Source organism: Paenibacillus sp. MBLB1832 (genome assembly GCF_032271945.1).
GTDB classification, from domain to species: domain Bacteria; phylum Bacillota; class Bacilli; order Paenibacillales; family NBRC-103111; genus Paenibacillus_E; species Paenibacillus_E roseopurpureus.
The window spans coordinates 4980222-4999578 of record NZ_CP130319.1; the positions used below are offsets into that span (position 1 = coordinate 4980222).

Sequence of the window (19357 nt, forward strand, 5' to 3'; positions counted from 1 at the left end):
AGCCTCCTCTTATGTATGCGCTTTCTAGTTGTCAAAGCAAATCATCTTGCAACTTTATGCTGTATAAATCTTCTCACTCAGCTCCTTTTTCTATCCAAGTAAATGCTAACAATTGACAATCGTGTTAACAACTTCATTATAAAATCAAATTACCTTTAATAGACAAGGGATAATTCTAGGTAGGGTTGTGTTTTATATAGGAGATGTTCACGAAAATGAAATATAATCTACTGTGGCTAATAATAGCCCGTACAAACATATTTAAACCAACTTGAATAAACTGGCTTATGACATTTGATAAAAGTTTAATATTCAAAAAAAGAGACCCTCAGCGACGAGCTGAGGGCCTAAGTTTATATTTTAAAGTCGGGGCGACTTTTATGATCTTTTATTTGTTGAATATGTCGTTGCTCGTGTAAATAAAGCAATTCAACCCATTGATCTAATGATAAGTCGTCAAACATGGGATGCTTAACAGCTATTTCCTCCAAAATGGACTTGTCATCCATCTTATTTAGAACACCCAATAAATCTATTCTTGAATCATTTAATAGTTGAATCAGCTGAACTACGTAAAAAGGTCCCGTACCTGGTTCTGCAATTTCTGGTGCACGAATAAACTTTGATCTATCTAATACATGTTCAATCGGCTTGCGTTCTGTTTTAGTTCGTTTGTTTTGTTTAAGCCCGAAAAGAATTGCTTTAGTAAACAAAGTTTCCGTCTTCCATAAATGATGACAAATCTGGGCGATACTCCACTTATTTGTATCACTTTTTCGATTGAATACTTCATTTGGTAAATGCGAAATCTCACTTATCAATTGCTCTCTTGTAAAATAAAGATTTTCTTCGAAATTCTTCATGCTCAAGTCCTCCCCCAATTAATGGTACTTTCTCCCATTATTATATTACAAGGTATTATGACTTGGTACTAAATATTCATTCCCCAATGGAAATCCCAAATACTACCTTTCCCCTCAACTTGAACACTGAAGGCTTTTATTGGATGGAGAGAGCAAATGGGTCCGTTTCAACCTCGCCTTTGGGATTAAAATATAGTTTTCCTGTCCCATCGAGAAGCCTCGGCGGCCTGGAAGTTGTACTGCGTACAACATTTCTAAAAAGCAATACCCCAATCATGTTGTACTACGTACAGCACCCACCCCATTCAAACCATAAACCTATACCCCGATCCCCACACCGTACCGATGTACTGCGGTTTCGACGGGAGTTCCTCGATTTTCTCCCGGATTCTGGCAATATGAACGGTTACTGTTGAGGCGTCGCTCATCGCATCCATGCCCCAGATCCGCTCAAACAGTTCTTCCTTGCCAAATACCCGATTGGGCGATTGCGCAAGGAACAGTAGCAGGTCGAATTCCTTCTGGGCCAGCACGACCTCATTGCCGTTCACGAATACCCGTCTCGCATCCTTCTGCAGCTCAAGACCCCTAATCTGGATCGTGCTTCCCTCGGTGCCCTTACCAAAGCGCTCTTTCATCCGCTCGAACTTTTTCAAATGGGCGCCAACCCGCGCCACCAGCTCACCTGAGCTGAATGGCTTCGTAATATAATCGTCCGCACCGAGGCCTAGGCCGTTAATTTTATAAATTTCCTCTGCCCTCGCCGATACCAGAAGCACGGGAATATCATCCTGCTCACGAATGGTTCGCAACACTTCGAACCCATCCATGTCTGGCAGCATGATATCCAGGATCACCAGCTCAAACGCATCCTCTTTGAGCGCACGCAAGCCGGCGGAGCCGTTGTTCACCATTTTAACCGAGTAACCGCTGAGCTCCAGGTAATCCCTTTGCAAATTGGCAATACTTTGGTCGTCTTCGACAATCAGAATCCTTTTCATCATAACCTCCAGACATCCTTATAATTTTTTCAGCGATATCATAATGCCGGTTCCCTCACCTACAGTGCTCTTGGCCCATATTTTCCCGTCGTGCCCCTCGATAATTTGCTTAGCTATCGCTAGCCCAAGTCCACTGCCGCTCATTCTTGAAGGGTCTGCCTGATAAAATCGATCAAAAATATAGGGAAGCTTGTCCTCGGGGATGCCTTTCCCATTGTCCTTCATCTCGATAATCGCCGACGTCCGCGTTTCCCTGAGAATGATGTCGATCTGGCCATTTGGCTTGTCCGCATAGGTGATCGCATTGTTGAAAATGTTCTGTACGACCCGCTTTAATCGTTCGCGATCTATTAATACCGTAGCAGGTTCCTTTAATTCATTGATTAATGCTATGGATACATGAGCCTTTTCACACTCATATTTATGGTCCGCCACGCAATCCTCGAAATAACTCGCCAAGTCACTCTTTTCAAAATGGTACGGCAATTGGTTCAAATCCAGCTTTGAATATAAAAGGAGATCATCAATCATCGCGTTAACCAGAATAGCCTTGGATCTCGCGGTTTCCAGATACTCCTCCATTTTCTCAGGCGTCTTGGCGACCCCATCGATAATGCCTTCGATATAGCCTTTAATGGACGTCACTGGCGTCTTTAAGTCATGAGAAATACTCGACACTAAAAATTTCCGGTTATCATCATATTTTTGCTGTAAATAAACAGATTCCTTCAACTTGATCCGCATGAGCTCCAAGGTTCTGCCTAATTCCCGAATTTCGCCTTCGCCTTCCTCGGCAATCTCGTTTCCCAGATCCCCTGCCCTAATTTGCAGCGCGGCGTCCTTAAGTCTGGAGATTGGCAATATGATGCCGCGGGAGAACCTGTAGGATATCCAAGCATTCATGAGCATAAAAACCACGGTAAAAAAACAAACCGTGAAGATGCCAAGCACCACAAAAAAGCTTGTTTTTACTTGGATTGGCGCAAGCAGTAAGAGAATGCCCGCATCGCCAGACGGAAGTTTGTAATCTGCTCGGCTAAACATATAGGTACGACCACCAAGCTCGATCTCATCACGATCGGGCTGGCTGGACAGCATGAGGCTTTTCTCCATATCGATTTGATTAAAATGATGCGTGGCATAGATAACCTCTCGGTTGACTACTATAATCGCACTCGCATCCAAAACGTTCACACGATCAGAGAGCTCCTGCTGATAGTTCGGATCTAAGAGTTTCTCGAACTTCAAGGTCAGCGCTTCCCGTTTGATCTCGTTGATCGCCGCTCTGACCTCGAACTCCTTCTGAAACTCCTTCAGATCGGCTCCGCGGCCAAAAACTTTCATATACGCAGCAACAAAAATGATGACGGCCAGCATCGTCAAACCAATAGCAAACAGCATAGCCAGCGTATTCATCGTGAAGAATCGTTTCGTTAAGTGCATGTCGATTCCTTTCTAGAGGCGCAATCTTAACACGCCAAGAGGAATAAAAATAACCATATTGCCAACCACATTAGCAAAAGCTAAACTCTTTAGCTAGATATCCTTCTTGTCAAAAAAATAATACCCCGTCGTAAATAACATGATACCACAACCGGACATGATTAGAATCTGACGGCAAATTTTAAACACATTAATCGATTCCGAAATCCACAGGGTGTACCAATCAAACATCGACGTGATAAAAAAACTCGAATAGGACGAGAACACAATGCCCAGAAAGTTGAAACCGATATACACCAGAATGGAGAGGAAGAATACAGCTAATCCGCCCTGAATCACATTGGATAACAGCACAACGATAAGTGCAAACACAAATACAGGAAAAAAAGTTAAGCCATAGGACACAATGACCTTCAAGATCCCAACTAGGCTTGCGGATGAAGGATTGAAAATAAAACCGGCCAGCAACGAAAGCACCATGATAAACAAAAGATTTCCAACAATAAATAGCGCTAAATTCAAAACCTTGGCACTGAACACACCGAATCGGGAGACGGGTCGAAGCAGTGTGATTTTCATCGTATTCGATGCGGATTCTCCGTTAAACATATCGATCGCTACAAATACTGCAAACAGAGGTAAGATCGTATACGCAACAAACGTCAATACGGCGATGGGAAATTGGGCACTCCCGACAATACGTAATCCAAGGCCATGCTTGATTGTCGTTACAGCAATTTGGCCAATCATAACGGCAAGAATGGACAATATCGCGGCTGCCATGATTTTTTTCTTTTTGAGCAGCTTCACGGCTTCATTCATAAATGCGGCTTTAAACCCTGCCATTCCTGTCCACCTCACTAACGAAATAATTCTCCAGCGACGAATAATACGAAAGGATATTTTGGGTATATTCGACGTTAACTAGCTTGCCTCCGTAAATGATCCCGATTCGTGTGCACGTTAATTCCACATCGTGAATCAAGTGGCTGGAAATAAAAAAAGTCGTGCCTTCCTGGGAAAGCTGCTTAATCAACTTCCTCATCTCCAGCATCCCCTCGACATCCAATCCGTTTAAAGGCTCGTCCAAAATTAAAAGCCTTGGCTTCGACAGAATTGCCGCGGCGATCCCTAGTCTTTGTTTCATCCCGAGTGAAAACTTTTGTGATTTCTCATTTTTATATTTCAGCATCCCCGTGATCGCAAGACATTCATCGATTCTTCGCTGATCCACCTCTGGATAGAACCTCGAAAATAGTTTCAGGTTGTCATTCGCCGTCAAATAAGGGTACGATTCCGCTGTCTCAATCAAACAGCCTACATGTTTCATCGCATTCACATAGTCTTCCGATATGCTCGCCCCGAAAATGTTCACATCGCCGTGATCCGGCTTCATCAGTCCTGTGATCATCTTCATAGCTGTTGTTTTCCCAGCGCCGTTGGGTCCTAGGAAACCGAAAATATCCCCTTGATCCACGTCTAAATTCAAATCGCTGATTCCGCGGCCGTTCTTAAAGGACTTCGTTAAGTTGGTGACTTCAATCGCCTTGACTGTCAATTCATCATCTCCCTAAACATACTCAGGAAGCTGCTATCTGCAGCCCCCTGAGTGAGAATCTTTTTATTCAAATACGCGGCTAAATTCACCGTCAAAGAAAGGTTTTATGCTGCTGCTAGATTTGAACACACTTCTCTCTGACACTGACACCTGTACGTTCATATCAAAATAAATTTTGCCCGCAGCTCCAGGATGAATCATGCCATACTTCTGCTCACCCTTCGCATCGGTGTAAGTAAATGTAGGTGATTCCGCCAGGTTGTATGCGAAGCTAAAGGCGTCCTTGTTCGGATAATCGCTCTCAAAACCAGGATTAACGGTTTCTGTATAGGTTCCTGTCACTTTACTGCCCTCAATGCTTGCGATTACAACTTTTCGTTCGCCAATCTTCACGAACTTACCGTCTTTGTCCATCACGATATCATTCTCATAGGTTCCCACATATTTACTGCTGAAACCGCCGAATTGATTGACCTTCTCTACCTTAGCGTTCGTTAGATCCGGCTTAATGATCTTCGTACTGCCAATAGCCGTCAGCTTGACGATCACATTAAGGTTCAAGTCGTGCTGAACACCGTTTTTATCTTTTCCTGAAAGCGTGACCTCTCCTGTCACATTCTCTAGGTAGCCAGCTTTATTTTCAATAGCTTGGCCTACAACCTTTTTCACAAAAATATCGCTCTCGATGTCTGGTAAATCTCTTTCCCTACCCAGCATCCGCTTGATACCAAAGGAGGTGACCGCATTCACTAGCGCAGGTACTTGCGCTTCAGACAAGCTTCCCGTAAACACTTTGCCGCCGTCCGTTCCTTCCTCGACTTGTACACTATCTTTCAATGAGCCAACTACAGCGTCAACAATCTTCTCAACCTCGGCTGCTCCCTTTTCTTTAAACGGGTTGCTGAATTCAGACGGACCTTTACGGTTCACATCAGCTGGACGTTCCATGACGTAATAGGTATTATCTGAACTGTTTCTAGTAATCGTTTGCTTCGTGTCGTAATACGAATAACCGGTGTTCGTTTCGCCCTTGGCGTTTGTCGTCACTTCGGTCTCTTCTGTTACATGGTTATCTGTATCCGTTTTGTTGATGCTGGACGATTGAAGCAAGGTTTGATCATTATCCTTCAATGTATACAGCATCTCGGCCGTGAAGCTATGTAAATCCTTTTCCATGAGAGCTGCCGTATTTTTGGCTGAACTCTTCAAACCGTCATACCCTGATCCCAGCAGCGCATCGGCGAAAGCCGTAGATACGAAAAGACAAGCACCTACCGTAAATGAAAGTACAGTCAATGATTTTTTGCTAAGTTTCATCTCAATTCTCCTTAACCACCTTATTCGGGAAACGTTTCCTTACTACTCATATTACTATATGGCTATTGAATCCATCTAAATGGTTTATTAACAAAGTATTAACTCGTACCAAACGTCATGTGATCTCACTTTTTCTTATGTATCCACTAACGTTGTTCCGTCCAAGTTACTCCGCCATCCTTGGTGTATAGGTTGATTAAGCGGGAATAAGCCCTTCCTTCCTCTGGACTTGTAAAAATGATCCCTTGAACATTTTGAAAAGATGGAGATGAACTAATAAACTGCCATTTCTCACCGCCATCGGTAGAACGATACAATTCACCTGACTCAATCAGAAGGAGCCATAGGGTATTAAGATCATAGGCGAACATTGAAAAAGTTCCACTTTTCTGCCCCACTGAAGGCTGCTTGCCTAGTATACTTTCAATAGTCGATACTTGACTTGTCCAGCTAATCCCGCCATCCGTGGTTTTATACCATATGATCCCTTCCAAGTCATTGTCTTTGCTGAATGAAAAGGTCATAAGTCCATTGCTATGATGAGGTCCCCAGAACATGGGTCTTGTCAACGGATAGGTGGTTGTGTCTACTGCCTGCAAGGGTATCTCCAATCTAACTCGTTCCCAAGAACGACCATTGGTCATGGATTTAAATACCGTAGGTTTTCCGTTACCCGTGTTGGTGTAAGTAATCCAAGGTTCTTTGAGATCTCGGAGCACCATACCGTTAGGCATAGCAAACCCGATATCCTCTTGATTCGTTATATCTGTGCTGACTTCAGTCCAATGTCGTCCGCTATCTGAGGTCATCATAAATAAACTTTTACGTTCCTTTACCATACCCGGTTCGGCATATGCATAGAGGTAGCCAACATTCTTATCTACAAATTGTGTATCGTATAAAGTAATCGCGGGGTGATAGCCCCAATGACCTTTTAGTGGATGCTCTACTTGCTCCCAGGTATCCCCACCGTCTGAAGTGAGATAAACGGGTTGTTGACTCAGCTCCGATTCAGCATTAGCATTTGAGATCTCCATGCCAAGCTCTTTCGGTTGAAAGAGGGTCCACAACGTGTTTTGATCCACAACACCAAAAATATTGAAGGATCCCCCTTCCTTAGGAGGTGTATGATCGACCCATGTTAAGCCTCCATCCATTGTGTTCCATACTTTTCTCCCAGCTGCCCAACCGCTTCTGGTATCAGTCATATAGCTATAGCCAAAAATATCTTTATTAAAAGATTCTGGTGGCTCTTTTGGAGCCAGTGCCCATGCTGACACTTGAAACTCCCCTGTTACTTCTTCAAATTTGCGTTCATGATCAGCCCCGCGATAAGCTAACCAGTAATTTTCAGCCTTACCGTCTACCCAACGGATTAAGAATTGAGCGTATAGGCTGCCCTCTTGTATACCTGTTTCATCAGCCCAGTCCTGATCATCCCGTGTTGCAGTCGGAGTGAACCCTTCTTTTACCCCAATATCATATCGCCATAAGGTCACTGATTTCATTTCAGATTGAGTTTGAACCTCTTTATACGTATTCCCAAGAAGTTGCACGACATCCTCTGGAAGCATACTTGGCCTCATCACTGAACGAATATAGCGAACAGCAAATGGAGGAGCCATCGTCTCAAACTCTGTTTTCACATTTGAAGGTATCGATGTTGAAGGTAATGACGCTGTCATCTTCGCTTCGTCAGAAATACAATTTGGCATACTGAGGATCAACAGGCTGCTGATCAGGATAGAAGTCACTTTCTGTGTTACAGATAACAATGGGTTCACAACGAAAACCAACCTTTCAATAAACAGCGTCCATTTCTTTCCCGTAAATGATTAGACACCTCGACAGCATAAAAAGTTCCTTTTAATGGAAAAATAAAAAAGTCACCACGCGTGACCGCAGTCAAAAAGGTCACCAATCGTACTCCCGATTGGTGACCTTCTATGTTTAGTCCTTAACCTCAACTACATAACCTTATTACGCTCCAATTGAATACGGATTCCTTCACGATCAATTTGTATCCAATATTCTACGATTTTCTCATTTTCAACACGATAGACGGCGCTTGCAATCTCTACAACTGGTTTATTCGTTGGCGAATACCCGTCTACTTCTCCGATATGGACGCCAGATTGTTTCCAACGCACATACACTCGATCTCCTTGTACCAACAACTCCTGTATAGTTAAACTGAAAGCTCCGTATGCTTCTAGCATTTCATGAACGTGATCCACGTAATTGGCAGGAGATCGCTCGACGGTCACTTCATTTTCCGATGTAATCTGATGCGCTAGAACACGCTCCGCCATCAAACTGAATGCGGCATCCGGTTCTTGACCTGATCGAACCTTCTCAAAAAATAGCCGTACTACCTCTTCTACTGACATCGTAACTTCTCCTTATTTCATCAGATTAACGCTACATTGTACTTAGCCGATTCAATCCAGGTCTGATTGGAGAACTCTCGGCCACGAACCACCACTTCGTTGTTGTAGATCTGAACATACATGCCTTGTGCTACATTGGGATTGTCAGCGCTTCGGGTTTTGCCGACAGAGGCATTATTGAACCAGTGAAATGAGTTCTGCGTATTATAGTGATTCTCCGTCGCAAAGTTACGATGCGTATGCCCGGACAGTACAAATACATTTTTATACGGCGCTAAAATGGCCCGAAACTCCTTGGCCCTGAGCAACTGCGGCGGTTTTCCGTCCATATCCGGCGCTGGCAGCGGCTGGTGGATGAAGACGAAAGCAGGCTTTCCATCCTCATGTGATTTCATCAGACTCTCAAGCCAAGCAAGCTGCTCATCCGAATACCACGCCCCCTCCCCTACCTCTGGTTTCTCCTGCACATAGGCCTCTTGGGACATCATAATTAGATGAACACCATTGATCCAGACATCCATGTAGGGCTTATCCTTATAACCGAAAAACTTCATGAACCGTTCGCGGGACATCGCATCGGTTTTGCCGTTGGGCATCGTTTCATCGGACCATTCTCCCTTACTGTTGATCCAAATGTCGTAAAAGTCGTGATTGCCCATATTTGCGTACATAGGCGGCAGTTTATATTTATCCAATACTTTTCGAAAAAGTTTGTAATCGACTTCGCGACCAACATCGGTGATGTCTCCACCGAAAACAATCGTATCTACCGGGGATTCGAAACGACTAATATCTTTCAACGCCGAATGAAGCTTATCAGTAATCGTAGTAGTACCATTGTCTGAAATATGCACATCGCTGAGCAGGAAAAAGGATAGCACTAGTCTTTTGCCGCCAGAAGCGACCGTTTCGGGTTGAACGGATGCTTGGGGGATCTCTTTCTGTCCCGCGGCCTCGACTACAGTTTCATTCGACTCTCTTTTCTTCAAAATTTGCATGATCAGGGCTCCGCCACCCGTTAATGCAAACGCGGCCGCAAGTAATCTTTGGACAAACTGTCTTCTAGAGATCATATGGACCTTTCCCCCCACTTTCTGTATCGTCACTATTTAGTTCTAATAGTACCAGAGGATTGAGCATACTTGCAGCATAAATTGAATCAATAAACAAAAGCAGGCCGCCGAAGCGCCTGCTTTGTTGATCTGTCTTATAGAATAGAAATTTTACTCACAACGAAACACCCAAGAAGCCACGTGTTAATTGGAAATCATCATTGCCTTTCTGGTAGAGACGAGGTGTATAGGTATGCTCAATGATTTGCTTGACGCGCTCGAGAATTGTGTTCGTCCACGCATCTGGATCACCGTTAAGCAGCAAATCCAAATCATTTTCATAGTTGCGCAGCATGCCCGAATCCGATGCTATTTGCATCATAGGAACGAACGGATGCGTCTGCATCGGACGATTCCCGACTAGCGCGATGATTAACTCTACGCCCGTGGCAGCAAGGCCCGTAACTGTTTCCACCCAATGCTCGGTTGGAGTCTCCATAATGTGGAAACCATTGCGACGGACATGCTCTCCATAGGCAATGGATGGCAGGACATTCGATGAAGTAAATAAATTTTGGCTATAAGAAGCCGTAGAAAGTAGACCGCTGTTCGCAGGAACAACCACTAAGCCGCCTGCTTTAACTATCATTTTGGTCAACTTCGCGAGCTGCTCTCCTTCATCGTCGGAGATGGAACCATCGCTTACGATGCCAATACGCAGTCCTGCCAGACCGACTGTCACCTTCTCACCTGCTCCAGCCGCTGCCAATTGTTCAGCAAACCATGCTTCTACCTTCTGCGTCACCTTCGTAATTCCGCCGTCAAGCTGAATGCTGGCAAAACCAAGACGACTCGCGTCCACACCGCTCTCTTCCATCTGATGGCGCATAAAATCGTTGTGGGTTTTCTCGCAGCCGTGCTCCAACAGCAAACAATGTTTCACCATCGGATGAGTGATATAGCCGATCATCGTTCGGGCAAGCATCTGCTCGGCTTGTCCCCCCGAATTCCCGCAGCCTTCCGTGTGAGCCAATGCCACAAATCGCGAGACCTCGGGTTGTCCGGCACCCTGGTTATTTAACTGCTTCGTCATCATATTGGCCACCTGTCCAGCGCAAAGACTGGTCGGCAGGATCAAGCCAATGCTGTCACTAGCCATGCGGTTCTGATGACGAGTAAGACTGAATTGAATAGAGCTTACCGTCGCTTCAGCGTCCTCTTGGATGTCAATTGGCTCTCCCGTCGGCACAGGGGGATGAAGTAATGTCTCCAGCTGGCTCGCATCATTTTGCTGCCAGTTCCGCCAAATCTGAACCTGAGCATGACCGGCCTTCTCCCCCACACTCCGCTGACCGGAGGCAATTTGGATCGTAAGATCGAAGACCTCTTTGCCGAGCTCATCCATTGACTTGCCTTCCAGATACTGCCCCGCGTTAACATCCATATCATTGGACAATAATTGGAAGCGACGAGTCGTCGTAACAACCTTAACAGTCGGCAGGTAAGGGAAATTAGTAATCGAGCCGTTGCCTGTCGTAAAGAAAATCATATTGCAGCCTGCAGCCACCTGACCAGCGATGCTCTCGAGGTCATTGCCTGGGCTGTCCATGAAATAAAATCCGCCGTCTTTCATGAGCTCCCCATACTCTGTGGCGTAATCGAGGCGAGTGATCGGATCTTTCTTCTGGGCAGCACCAATGGATTTGAGATAAATGTTATAAAGGCCGCGATAGATGTTGCCGCCAGATGGATTTCCTTCCGCACTGGCACCATGCCAGGACGTGCGTTCCCTGAAACGTTGCACAAGCTCCAAAAACTTACGGGCGGTTTCCACGTTACGTACTTTCGAGAGGACAAAGGCTTCCGCGCCAATCAATTCATCGGTCTCCGCCAGACTGGCAGCCCCGCCGTAGCGTACTAATTCTTCTGAGATCCAGCCAAGCAGCGGGTTCGCTGAAATACCGGAAAAAGCGTCCGAACCACCGCACTGCAGTCCGATCTTTAGGTGGCTGATGGATTCTGGCGTACGTTGCATCGCATTGACCGTAGGCAGCCATTCTCGTACAATCGCTTCGCATTGAACCAGATTTTCTTCAAAGCTGCCTTGGAGGGACACAAACTTATGCAGCACTTCATCGATCGGGTAGTCATGTTCGCGCAAATAAGCTTCAACCATCTTGTTGGTTACTGGTTCATTGCCATAATCGACAGCCAGAACCGCACCGACGTTGGGGTTTACCATAAATCCGGCGAGCGTCCGCAACAATAATTCCAAGTTATTCGGATTTTCCGTGCTGCCCTCCGTGTGCGCTGCTGGAACAATCCCTTCCACATTAGGGTAATTGTTCAGCTCGCCTTGCAAACGGGCTGCAAGCTGCTTCACATAGCTGCCTGTTCGGGAGGTGGTTCCTAGCAGAACGATGTGGTTGCGGGTGCCTACCCCGCGGGCTTCATGGCGGCGATACCCCATAAAAGTACGAGTTTCCGAGTATGCCGGCGATGCTGGGGCAGGCTGAAAATTTTCCTCATCAAGTACGTAAGGATGAACTTGATCCGCAAAATTAGGCGCCTCTGGCAGAGCAAACTTCAGCTGACGCACGCGAAGTGCGTCCAATACCGCCTCATTTATCACGTATTGACCAGGCTGAATCTCTTGCAGGGCCACGCCAAACGGCATTTCCCAAGAAAGCAGTTCTACACCGGGATCAATTGTCTTCACAGCAAAACGATGACCTTCCATAACCGTATAATCTACTATCAAGGTTTGGCCTTCATATTGAATGACGGTGCCGGCGTCCAAATTACGCGTCGCTACGGCGCAGTTATCCCCAGGTAAAGGGAGTCTAGCAATTTCATCAAATTGGTAAATGTCGCCCATCGCTATCTATCTCCCTTCGAATCTTTCTGCTTCGGGATCATCTGTAGAATATTCAATGTCTTCCAGCTCAGTCCAAAGCTCTGGAGGAATTGGATAATTGGCAAGCTCCAACGTCTGTGCTACTCGTTCCGGCTTGCTCATTCCAACAACAGTGCTCGTGACGCGTGGGTCACGCATGGAGAATTGGAGTGCAGCAGCGGCTAAGGGCACATTATATGCCTGGCAGACGTTCATTAAGGAGCGTGCACGTTCAAGCAGCAAAGGAGGTGCGTCACTATACGCATATCGTGCGTAAGCATCTGGACCTTTTGCCAATATGCCGCTGCCATAAGGCGCTGCGTTAATGACAGCAACCCCCAATTGATTGGCGATATCAAGCAAAGGCTCAGCTGATCGATTGAGCAGTGTATAGCGGTTATGGGTCTCAACTGCGCTAAATTCCCCTGTCTCTACATAACGAATTAGCAAGTCGATGGGCCCGCCAGATATTCCGATGTGGTCAATGACGCCCTGATCCTTGAAATTTTTCAGCACCTCAAGCGGCCCGCCTGCTCCCATGACATTCTCAAAAGTTGAATGTTCTGGGTCATGGATATAGACATATTGCAGACGATCTAGCCCTAACCGGATTAGACTTCCTTCAATCGATCGTTTGATTTGCTCCCCGCTGAAGTCGCCTGTACGTAAACACCGGTCTGCCTTGGTGGCGAGCACAAAACCCGATGGGAGTCCGCCGTTCTCTTTAATTACCTTGCCTATGCGGCGCTCACTCTCGCCTTCGCCATAGGCTGCAGCCGTATCGAGGAAGTTAATCGGGCTTGCGAACGCAGTGCGAATTGTATCCAGCGCGGTTTCTTCTGGTACACCAAAATTAAAAACTTCCGGCATATCACCGAATGGAGCTCCACCAACACAAAGCGGAGATACAAGCAGACCTGTTTGACCAATTGGCCGATTCGAGTAAAGGGATGTAGTTGACATAAGTGTCCTCGCTTCTCATTGATTGAGTTTTACATGCTTATTAATTGGAGTTATCGATAAATTAATTTCTATTAAATTACGCCTTTTTTTAAAATAATATTGGCATAAAGCGCCTTTTCACTCGTTGCTACAATTGCATATGCCTTTTTCGCCCGCTCATAGAAAGCGAACCGTTCCACGTACTCAATGGCTGGTGTTGCGTATTCACTAATGATCCCCTCATACTCCCCCCAAATGGGCGTTGCAACCGGGTCACCAGGAACGACAGCCATGAGTGAAACAGGCTGCTCGCTATAAGTATCCAGTGGAAATAAAGATAAAATCGCTTTCAATAATTCAGGAACACCATGACCATCACAACGCAGCAACTGGTTCGCGTGACTCGCCGCAGGGAAATTGCCATCTGCTAAGACGATTTCATCGCCATGCCCCATCTCCATCAATATTTTAAGAAGCTCAGGGGAAAGGATCGAAGGTATCCCTCTTAACATCATTAACATCTCCTATATCATTTTATATTTATTATACGTTACCGATAACTCAAAATAAACAATTTTTTATCTTGCTGTCAACCATTTAATTCTATACAATACAAAATAAACGACTACACGTTGAACACCGAACTAGCACATAAAGGAGAATACCACGTGATAACCATCTATGACATCGCCGAAAAGGCTGGTGTTTCCGCTATGACGGTTTCCAGAGTGATCAATAATACAGGCCGGATCAGTGAAGAGACGCGTAAGCGAGTGCGGAAAGTCATGGAAGAGCTCCATTACATCCCAAATGCATTGGCACGCAGCTTAGTTTCACAGAAGACGAACCTATTGTCCCTGCTTATTACGGATATCACGAATCCGTTCTATACAACTTTAGCCCGAGGCGCCGAAGATGCTGCCAAAAAGGCGGGCTATCGCTTGCTTTTTGCTAATAGTGATGAAGATTATGCGAAAGAAAAAGATTACGTCGAAATGATTCTCTCCACACGGGTGGACGGCGTTTTATTTGCACCTGCAGGTGATCATTCCCTCGAAAATTTGCAGCAGCTGCAAAAGCATAACATTCCATTCGTTGTCTTGGATCGTGAAATTCCAGGCATTGATGCGGATGTCGTGCTGGGTGACAGTAAGGAAGGTGCGCGCAATCTCGTTGAACACTTGTTTTCGTTAGGACATCAACGCATAGCATTAGTGAACGGTTCGCAAGACGTCTCGACAGCACGCCTACGGTACAAAGGCTATTGCGAGGCACTTCTGCTGAATAGCCTACCTGTGGACGATTCGCTCGTTATTCATCTAGGTTATCGCGATTTTCATGATGACGCTGCCTTAGATGATCTGCTCTCGCTTGAAGATCCGCCTACGGCTATTTTCGCAGCTAACAACATGTTGGCCTTCGGAGTCATTCAATCCCTACGCCGGCGCGGCTTACAAGTACCAGGTGATATTAGTGTCGTATGCTTCGACGACTTCGGACCTGCTGGTGCGATTAACCCGTTCCTCACGGTTGCTGCACAACCTGCCTATCAGTTTGGCCAGCTTGGGATGCAGCTTCTGATAGAACGCATAGAAGGAAACGTTAGCAACGAGTCTCGCAGAATTATGCTGCCATCGGAACTCATTGTTCGTTCTTCCACACAGTCCATCTCGCCTCCCATTTCCTAAAGATCAGGTGGCTATTGTTCTTCCAGTTTGTAGACAATAGCCACAATGATTTCTTCCTTTACATCTGGCGAGTAACGATTCTCAAGGTTTACTTTTTAACCTCAAAACTAGCTTTTATCTGTTCGACATCCCTCGCTAACAAGGTGTATTGCTCTTTATCCTTCTGATTATTGGGATCGTATTGCACGTCCGTTGGGGTGTCATATGCATAAACATTATCGCCAAGTTCACCAATTTTAGAAATGTGAATAATTTGGGCTAATTCCGTCCCTTTGGTTTCCCATTGATCTTTAGGCCAAACCTCAACTCTAAACAATTCGCCTTTTCCAACCTTTGTAATAAATCTGAACGCCATGATCTCTTCATGCTTGAGCTCAATGACATCATAATTGTCTCGCCAATTAGATGGTAACGTAAGGCTGAATTTATACTTCTTATTTTCATACATCATACTTTCTGTGGTTGATGAGGCATCCTTTGAACAAGCGGTTGAAATATGAAGCATTATGACCAGTAACAGCACTCCCCGAAGTACCTTTAGCATGGTTTACTCCTCCTTTCCATTACAACTGAATTGCCTGCTCAACCCTCGGTTTATCCCAAATCATGACATAACGGAAATAGAAACGGCGTCGGACTTTGGCCCCTGGAAGCACCTCACTTGCCGCTTGGCGAATCTCTGATAAAGACTCCTTCGGCTCTGCGATCCGAACAGCTGGATCTTGCATGCCGCCATGAAGTAGGTCCATCAAACGAATGGGGAGAACCAGTAGGCCCGAAATGACTTTATCCATCATCGATTTGTCCGCTGCTAAACCAACGACGAGGAGCCGACCGCCTGGCGCGAGAAAATGGTCCATGTTGGAAAGTGCGCTTCGCAATTCCATATGGTGCAAAGTCGCTACACAGATAATTGTAGAATAACGATCCTCTTGCGAAGGGACTGGCATGGCGAGGAAGTCATCGCTAACGGGCGACACATTCGATACTCCAGCAAGTCGCGTTTGCGCGCGCTTAATAGCTTCCGAATCGGGATCAATACCGACAACTCTTTGAGCAAAAGGCGCGATGCGCTGAAGTAGCAGTCCGTCACCACACCCAATGTCGAGTACTCGCCCGCCGCGCATCTTCACGCTTTCCACTAACTCGTTGTGAAATGCTGTATTGTGATTCCAATAGGTCTCCATTACCATGGTCACTCCCATGCACTGATTTGTAGAATAGGTCTTACAAATTAGACACATAGATTGGAAATAAAGTTTTATTTATGGTGGATTTACTTCATAAAAAGCGTAAGAAAGGGGTGCCACGCGCACCCCTTCAGTGATACAACTATAAACTCGTTAGTTTAAATGCCACCTGCCAACCCGGCAGCAATGGCACCGATCGTGTCGGAGTCTCCGCCCAAATTGGCTGCCCTTTGGACAACTTCACTAAAATCGGATGACGTTAACAAAATAGGCATAACCCAACTAAACGTATGCACGACGAATCCGCTAGGTTGGCAAGTCGGTTCGGAAGTGAGCATATCCTCATATGCACTTCCTACCAATTCAGCCTGAATGGCACTTATCAGCGCTAAAACTAGAGTCAAGACAATACTTTGACGCCTAAAAAACTTCAATTTTTCTTGATAAATGGTTCGATTTCGCGACCCTCTTTATCTACATATAATTTATTTTTTCCGTCATAATAGCTCCAAACAAGATTTTCATTAATCTCAAATAGGTGGAGATTTTTAAAATTTCCGTCTGGAAGATAAACTTTATACCCTACTTTGCTTTTAATTAGATTTATAATTTCTATGTATGTTACGGGTAGTTGTTGACGATCAATTTCTCCAGATTCACGAAATATCACAGCAAACTGGGTTCCATTGCTATCTTGAGCTACAGAAATAAAGGGGCTTCTAAAATACGGCATGGCAACTACTTCCTTTAATTGTAGAGACGCTAATTTATTTTGATATCCTTCGGGTACATACAACGTATCTCCAGCGACAACATCTTCACTAGTATTACTCTGGCCTTCTTGATTACTGCAACCATTCAGGGTTAAGTTGATTAAAATTAAGACTACCAGTAGCATGAGGATCCCGCCTTTAAAAGGTTTTTTCATCGTCAGTCCCTCCTTTTTTACTTAGACGGAAAATTTCTTTTTTTGTTTCGATTCCAAAGGAATATCGGCTGAAGAAGTTGGGGGGGGCGTTTGATGCCTTTCCGTGTCCTGTTGGCGAAATAGTCGATTTTATCGACTGCTATGAACGTGACAAGTCAAGCCCTCGTCATTTCTCGCATTCGAAGGTAGTTGTAGAGCGCTCTGCACGGAAGCAAAATGTCAACGACGGTTGGCACACTGCTATACGTGGGTTGGATACCACAGGGTAAGCCTTTCGTCAGAAGGATGTCCGCGAACTAACTGCGCACGTTTGGGAGTCATCCCTAGTGCATATCGATTCCGTGGGTTCACCTTCATACCTATCCTTTGCCTCCGGGCACAAAGCTCTAGCGTAAGCTTGTCAAGCAGTTTCCTTGACAAGCGACTGGTAGGTAACACACTCAATACTCCCTCCAGCTTGCTGGGGGGGCGCCAAACGGCGAGTGTCGGGGTGCAGGGGGCAAGTCCCCTGCGTATCCCCTTTGGGGACGGAAGGGGTTAAGTTGTAGCAGGTCGCTCTGAAACCATTGCAGCGGCCCATAAGAATCCGACTAACTCACGGGCTACAGCACCGATCGCAACAGTGGCAGGCTTTCCTTTATGCACCATTCGCATATATTTGCGATGCAATCGCTCTTGAGCCCTCCAAGATATTACCTGGATTTCTGCAGGCATGCCTTCCAGTCGCTTTGCTAAATCACCTTTAATGGCAGGCTTGTGACGGTAACTCCACGCGGATTCAATGATGGATTTCCGCATTAGCTTATTTCCAGCTTTCGTCATTTTGCCACGTTTGACGGATTGACCGCTTGAATACTCACGGGGAACCAGTCCAAGATAAGCCATAAGCGGGGTAGGTGATGGAAACCGCGCAAAACTTCCGATTTCTGCGACAAGCGTAATCGCTGTAATGCGAGCTATCCCGCGCAGCGTCTGTACGAATTTGACAAGCTCTGCTTTGGTCCCGGTAGTGGCTTGTTCTAACATAGCGGTTTCTAAGCGTTGCTGCCGTTGTTCCACTTCATAAATGGCATGCAGATACTCGTTAAATGTGGTTTGCTCCGTCTTCCGCTCGAAGGTAAGTGTTCCTAACCACTTCCGATACATCTTTGTCCAACGCTTCTTCATATGGGACGGATGATGAATGTGATGTCGGAGTAAAAATTTGCCTAGTCGTTGCCTTGCGCGATGGAGGTCTTCGCGGGCATCCTCCCGTGCGCGTACCAAATCTCGAAGGGCTTCATCATCACGATCGGGGACATAAATCGATGTTAGTTCACCAGATCGATACAACTGAGCTAGTTGAAGGGCATCACGACGATCCGTCTTCACCTGATCTCCAGGACGTTTTGGTAAAAGAGACGGAGCGATAACTTCACATTGAGCACCCATTGAAACAATCCAGCGGTAAAGTTCGTAACCAGTGGGTCCAGCTTCATAGCAAAAAGCCAGGTCTTTGGGGTCGCCAAGCTGCTTAATTAATTTGCGAATTGCACCAGGATCATGAGAGATCGCTCCGACATACCGTGGTGCATCGCGCCCTTCGTCGGCAACTGCAACTGCAATTTTTTCTTTAGACACATCTAAACCAATGTATTTTTGGCCAAACTTCATACTAACAGCTCCTTTTTGTTTTGTAGCTCTGAAATGGTTGTCCTACTTCCATTTTCAACCTACGAATGAAACAAAATACGGAGCTGTCACACGTTCATCATAACTAACTCCAGAATAAATGAGGGTAAGCTTCATTTACCCAACCCCTAAACTTATAAATTCTTATATGTAATTAAAAAACTGCCCCAAGTCATTATGACCTTGGAGGCAGTTTATTACTACGATTGACTAAACAATTTGTAAATAATCGTGGCCGCTTGCGCACGCGTTGCGTTGCCCTGCGGAGCGAAGCTTCCATCCGACATGCCATCGATGATGCCCAGTTTCTGAGCGCTTGCAGACGTATTGCTGGATGTCCAAGTCAGCACATCCGTGCTCGCGGTTGCACATTTTACCCGTACATTCAAAAAATAGGTCGGCATGCTGCCTTCGCAAT

General features: G+C 45.6%; 19 protein-coding genes. 1 reads left to right on the forward strand and 18 read right to left on the reverse strand.

The features are described 5' to 3' along the window. Positions 1-353 precede the first annotated feature (353 nt). From MJB10_RS22435 to fucU, 12 genes are all read right to left on the reverse strand, one after another. A complete protein-coding gene (locus tag MJB10_RS22435; RefSeq protein ID WP_314798681.1) occupies positions 354-863 on the reverse strand; it encodes a DinB family protein in 510 nt (169 codons plus the stop codon). 305 nt (positions 864-1168) lie between these two features. Next, positions 1169-1864: a response regulator transcription factor gene (locus MJB10_RS22440; protein ID WP_314805828.1), complete on the reverse strand. Its 696-nt coding sequence runs from the start codon at positions 1862-1864 to the stop codon at positions 1169-1171. 18 nt (positions 1865-1882) lie between these two features. Then, positions 1883-3307 (reverse strand): sensor histidine kinase, encoded by a 1425-nt coding sequence (locus MJB10_RS22445; protein WP_314798684.1) that lies wholly within the window; start codon positions 3305-3307, stop codon positions 1883-1885. Between the two features lie 93 nt (positions 3308-3400). Continuing rightward, positions 3401-4153, reverse strand: a complete 753-nt coding sequence (locus MJB10_RS22450) for an ABC transporter permease (protein ID WP_314798687.1) — start codon at positions 4151-4153, stop codon at positions 3401-3403. Beyond that, positions 4140-4865, reverse strand: a complete 726-nt coding sequence (locus MJB10_RS22455; protein ID WP_314798689.1) for an ABC transporter ATP-binding protein — start codon at positions 4863-4865, stop codon at positions 4140-4142. Before MJB10_RS22455 ends, MJB10_RS22450 begins: the two co-directional genes overlap by 14 nt. A gap of 63 nt (positions 4866-4928) precedes the next feature. Next, the gene (locus MJB10_RS22460; RefSeq protein WP_314798692.1) at positions 4929-6182 is read right to left on the reverse strand and encodes a hypothetical protein; all 1254 of its coding nucleotides are present in this window, start codon (positions 6180-6182) and stop codon (positions 4929-4931) included. Between the two features lie 146 nt (positions 6183-6328). Then, complete coding sequence (locus tag MJB10_RS22465; protein ID WP_314798695.1) at positions 6329-7966, reverse strand: WD40/YVTN/BNR-like repeat-containing protein; 1638 nt, start codon at positions 7964-7966, stop codon at positions 6329-6331. Between the two features lie 183 nt (positions 7967-8149). Beyond that, on the reverse strand, positions 8150-8572 hold the full coding sequence (locus MJB10_RS22470) for an ester cyclase (RefSeq protein WP_314798698.1): 423 nt from the start codon (positions 8570-8572) through the stop codon (positions 8150-8152). Between the two features lie 20 nt (positions 8573-8592). Next, positions 8593-9645: a metallophosphoesterase family protein gene (locus MJB10_RS22475; protein ID WP_314798699.1), complete on the reverse strand. Its 1053-nt coding sequence runs from the start codon at positions 9643-9645 to the stop codon at positions 8593-8595. A gap of 154 nt (positions 9646-9799) precedes the next feature. Continuing rightward, positions 9800-12502: a UxaA family hydrolase gene (locus MJB10_RS22480; protein WP_314798702.1), complete on the reverse strand. Its 2703-nt coding sequence runs from the start codon at positions 12500-12502 to the stop codon at positions 9800-9802. A gap of 6 nt (positions 12503-12508) precedes the next feature. Next, on the reverse strand, positions 12509-13483 hold the full coding sequence (locus MJB10_RS22485) for an aldo/keto reductase (protein ID WP_314798704.1): 975 nt from the start codon (positions 13481-13483) through the stop codon (positions 12509-12511). A 71-nt stretch (positions 13484-13554) separates the two neighbouring features. After that, complete coding sequence (gene fucU / locus MJB10_RS22490; protein ID WP_314798707.1) at positions 13555-13974, reverse strand: L-fucose mutarotase; 420 nt, start codon at positions 13972-13974, stop codon at positions 13555-13557. A gap of 156 nt (positions 13975-14130) precedes the next feature. Between fucU and MJB10_RS22495 the strand changes: the two genes are divergently transcribed. Continuing rightward, positions 14131-15150, forward strand: a complete 1020-nt coding sequence (locus MJB10_RS22495; RefSeq protein WP_314798708.1) for a LacI family DNA-binding transcriptional regulator — start codon at positions 14131-14133, stop codon at positions 15148-15150. 88 nt (positions 15151-15238) lie between these two features. Here the strand turns inward: MJB10_RS22495 and MJB10_RS22500 are convergent, their stop codons facing one another. From MJB10_RS22500 to MJB10_RS22525, 6 genes are all read right to left on the reverse strand, one after another. Continuing rightward, positions 15239-15694: a hypothetical protein gene (locus MJB10_RS22500; RefSeq protein ID WP_314798711.1), complete on the reverse strand. Its 456-nt coding sequence runs from the start codon at positions 15692-15694 to the stop codon at positions 15239-15241. Positions 15695-15713: 19 nt separating this feature from the next. Next, positions 15714-16337: a class I SAM-dependent methyltransferase gene (locus MJB10_RS22505; protein ID WP_314798714.1), complete on the reverse strand. Its 624-nt coding sequence runs from the start codon at positions 16335-16337 to the stop codon at positions 15714-15716. A 161-nt stretch (positions 16338-16498) separates the two neighbouring features. Then, positions 16499-16744 carry an ADP-ribosylglycohydrolase family protein gene (locus MJB10_RS22510; protein WP_314798716.1) on the reverse strand — a complete coding sequence of 82 codons (246 nt, stop codon included), beginning with the start codon at positions 16742-16744 and terminating at the stop codon, positions 16499-16501. Positions 16745-16770: 26 nt separating this feature from the next. Further along, positions 16771-17268 carry a hypothetical protein gene (locus tag MJB10_RS22515; protein WP_314798718.1) on the reverse strand — a complete coding sequence of 166 codons (498 nt, stop codon included), beginning with the start codon at positions 17266-17268 and terminating at the stop codon, positions 16771-16773. A 537-nt stretch (positions 17269-17805) separates the two neighbouring features. After that, the gene (locus tag MJB10_RS22520) at positions 17806-18921 is read right to left on the reverse strand and encodes an IS110 family RNA-guided transposase (RefSeq protein WP_314798719.1); all 1116 of its coding nucleotides are present in this window, start codon (positions 18919-18921) and stop codon (positions 17806-17808) included. 218 nt (positions 18922-19139) lie between these two features. Then, positions 19140-19343, reverse strand: a complete 204-nt coding sequence (locus MJB10_RS22525; protein WP_314798722.1) for an S-layer homology domain-containing protein — start codon at positions 19341-19343, stop codon at positions 19140-19142. Between the last annotated feature and the right edge of the window lie 14 nt (positions 19344-19357).

What these genes read in the sequence shown, in the direction of transcription:
- MJB10_RS22435 (WP_314798681.1), bottom strand. Translation starts at nt 863, where the DNA reads ATGAAGAATTTCGAAGAAAATCTTTATTTTACAAGAGAGCAATTGATA.
- MJB10_RS22440 (WP_314805828.1), bottom strand. Translation starts at nt 1,864, where the DNA reads ATGAAAAGGATTCTGATTGTCGAAGACGACCAAAGTATTGCCAATTTG.
- MJB10_RS22445 (WP_314798684.1), bottom strand. Translation starts at nt 3,307, where the DNA reads ATGCACTTAACGAAACGATTCTTCACGATGAATACGCTGGCTATGCTG.
- MJB10_RS22450 (WP_314798687.1), bottom strand. Translation starts at nt 4,153, where the DNA reads ATGGCAGGGTTTAAAGCCGCATTTATGAATGAAGCCGTGAAGCTGCTC.
- MJB10_RS22460 (WP_314798692.1), bottom strand. Translation starts at nt 6,182, where the DNA reads ATGAAACTTAGCAAAAAATCATTGACTGTACTTTCATTTACGGTAGGT.
- MJB10_RS22470 (WP_314798698.1), bottom strand. Translation starts at nt 8,572, where the DNA reads ATGTCAGTAGAAGAGGTAGTACGGCTATTTTTTGAGAAGGTTCGATCA.
- MJB10_RS22475 (WP_314798699.1), bottom strand. Translation starts at nt 9,645, where the DNA reads ATGATCTCTAGAAGACAGTTTGTCCAAAGATTACTTGCGGCCGCGTTT.
- MJB10_RS22480 (WP_314798702.1), bottom strand. Translation starts at nt 12,502, where the DNA reads ATGGGCGACATTTACCAATTTGATGAAATTGCTAGACTCCCTTTACCT.
- MJB10_RS22485 (WP_314798704.1), bottom strand. Translation starts at nt 13,483, where the DNA reads ATGTCAACTACATCCCTTTACTCGAATCGGCCAATTGGTCAAACAGGT.
- fucU (WP_314798707.1), bottom strand. Translation starts at nt 13,974, where the DNA reads ATGTTAAGAGGGATACCTTCGATCCTTTCCCCTGAGCTTCTTAAAATA.
- MJB10_RS22500 (WP_314798711.1), bottom strand. Translation starts at nt 15,694, where the DNA reads ATGCTAAAGGTACTTCGGGGAGTGCTGTTACTGGTCATAATGCTTCAT.
- MJB10_RS22505 (WP_314798714.1), bottom strand. Translation starts at nt 16,337, where the DNA reads ATGGAGACCTATTGGAATCACAATACAGCATTTCACAACGAGTTAGTG.
- MJB10_RS22515 (WP_314798718.1), bottom strand. Translation starts at nt 17,268, where the DNA reads ATGAAAAAACCTTTTAAAGGCGGGATCCTCATGCTACTGGTAGTCTTA.
- MJB10_RS22520 (WP_314798719.1), bottom strand. Translation starts at nt 18,921, where the DNA reads ATGAAGTTTGGCCAAAAATACATTGGTTTAGATGTGTCTAAAGAAAAA.
- MJB10_RS22525 (WP_314798722.1), bottom strand. Translation starts at nt 19,343, where the DNA reads ATGCCGACCTATTTTTTGAATGTACGGGTAAAATGTGCAACCGCGAGC.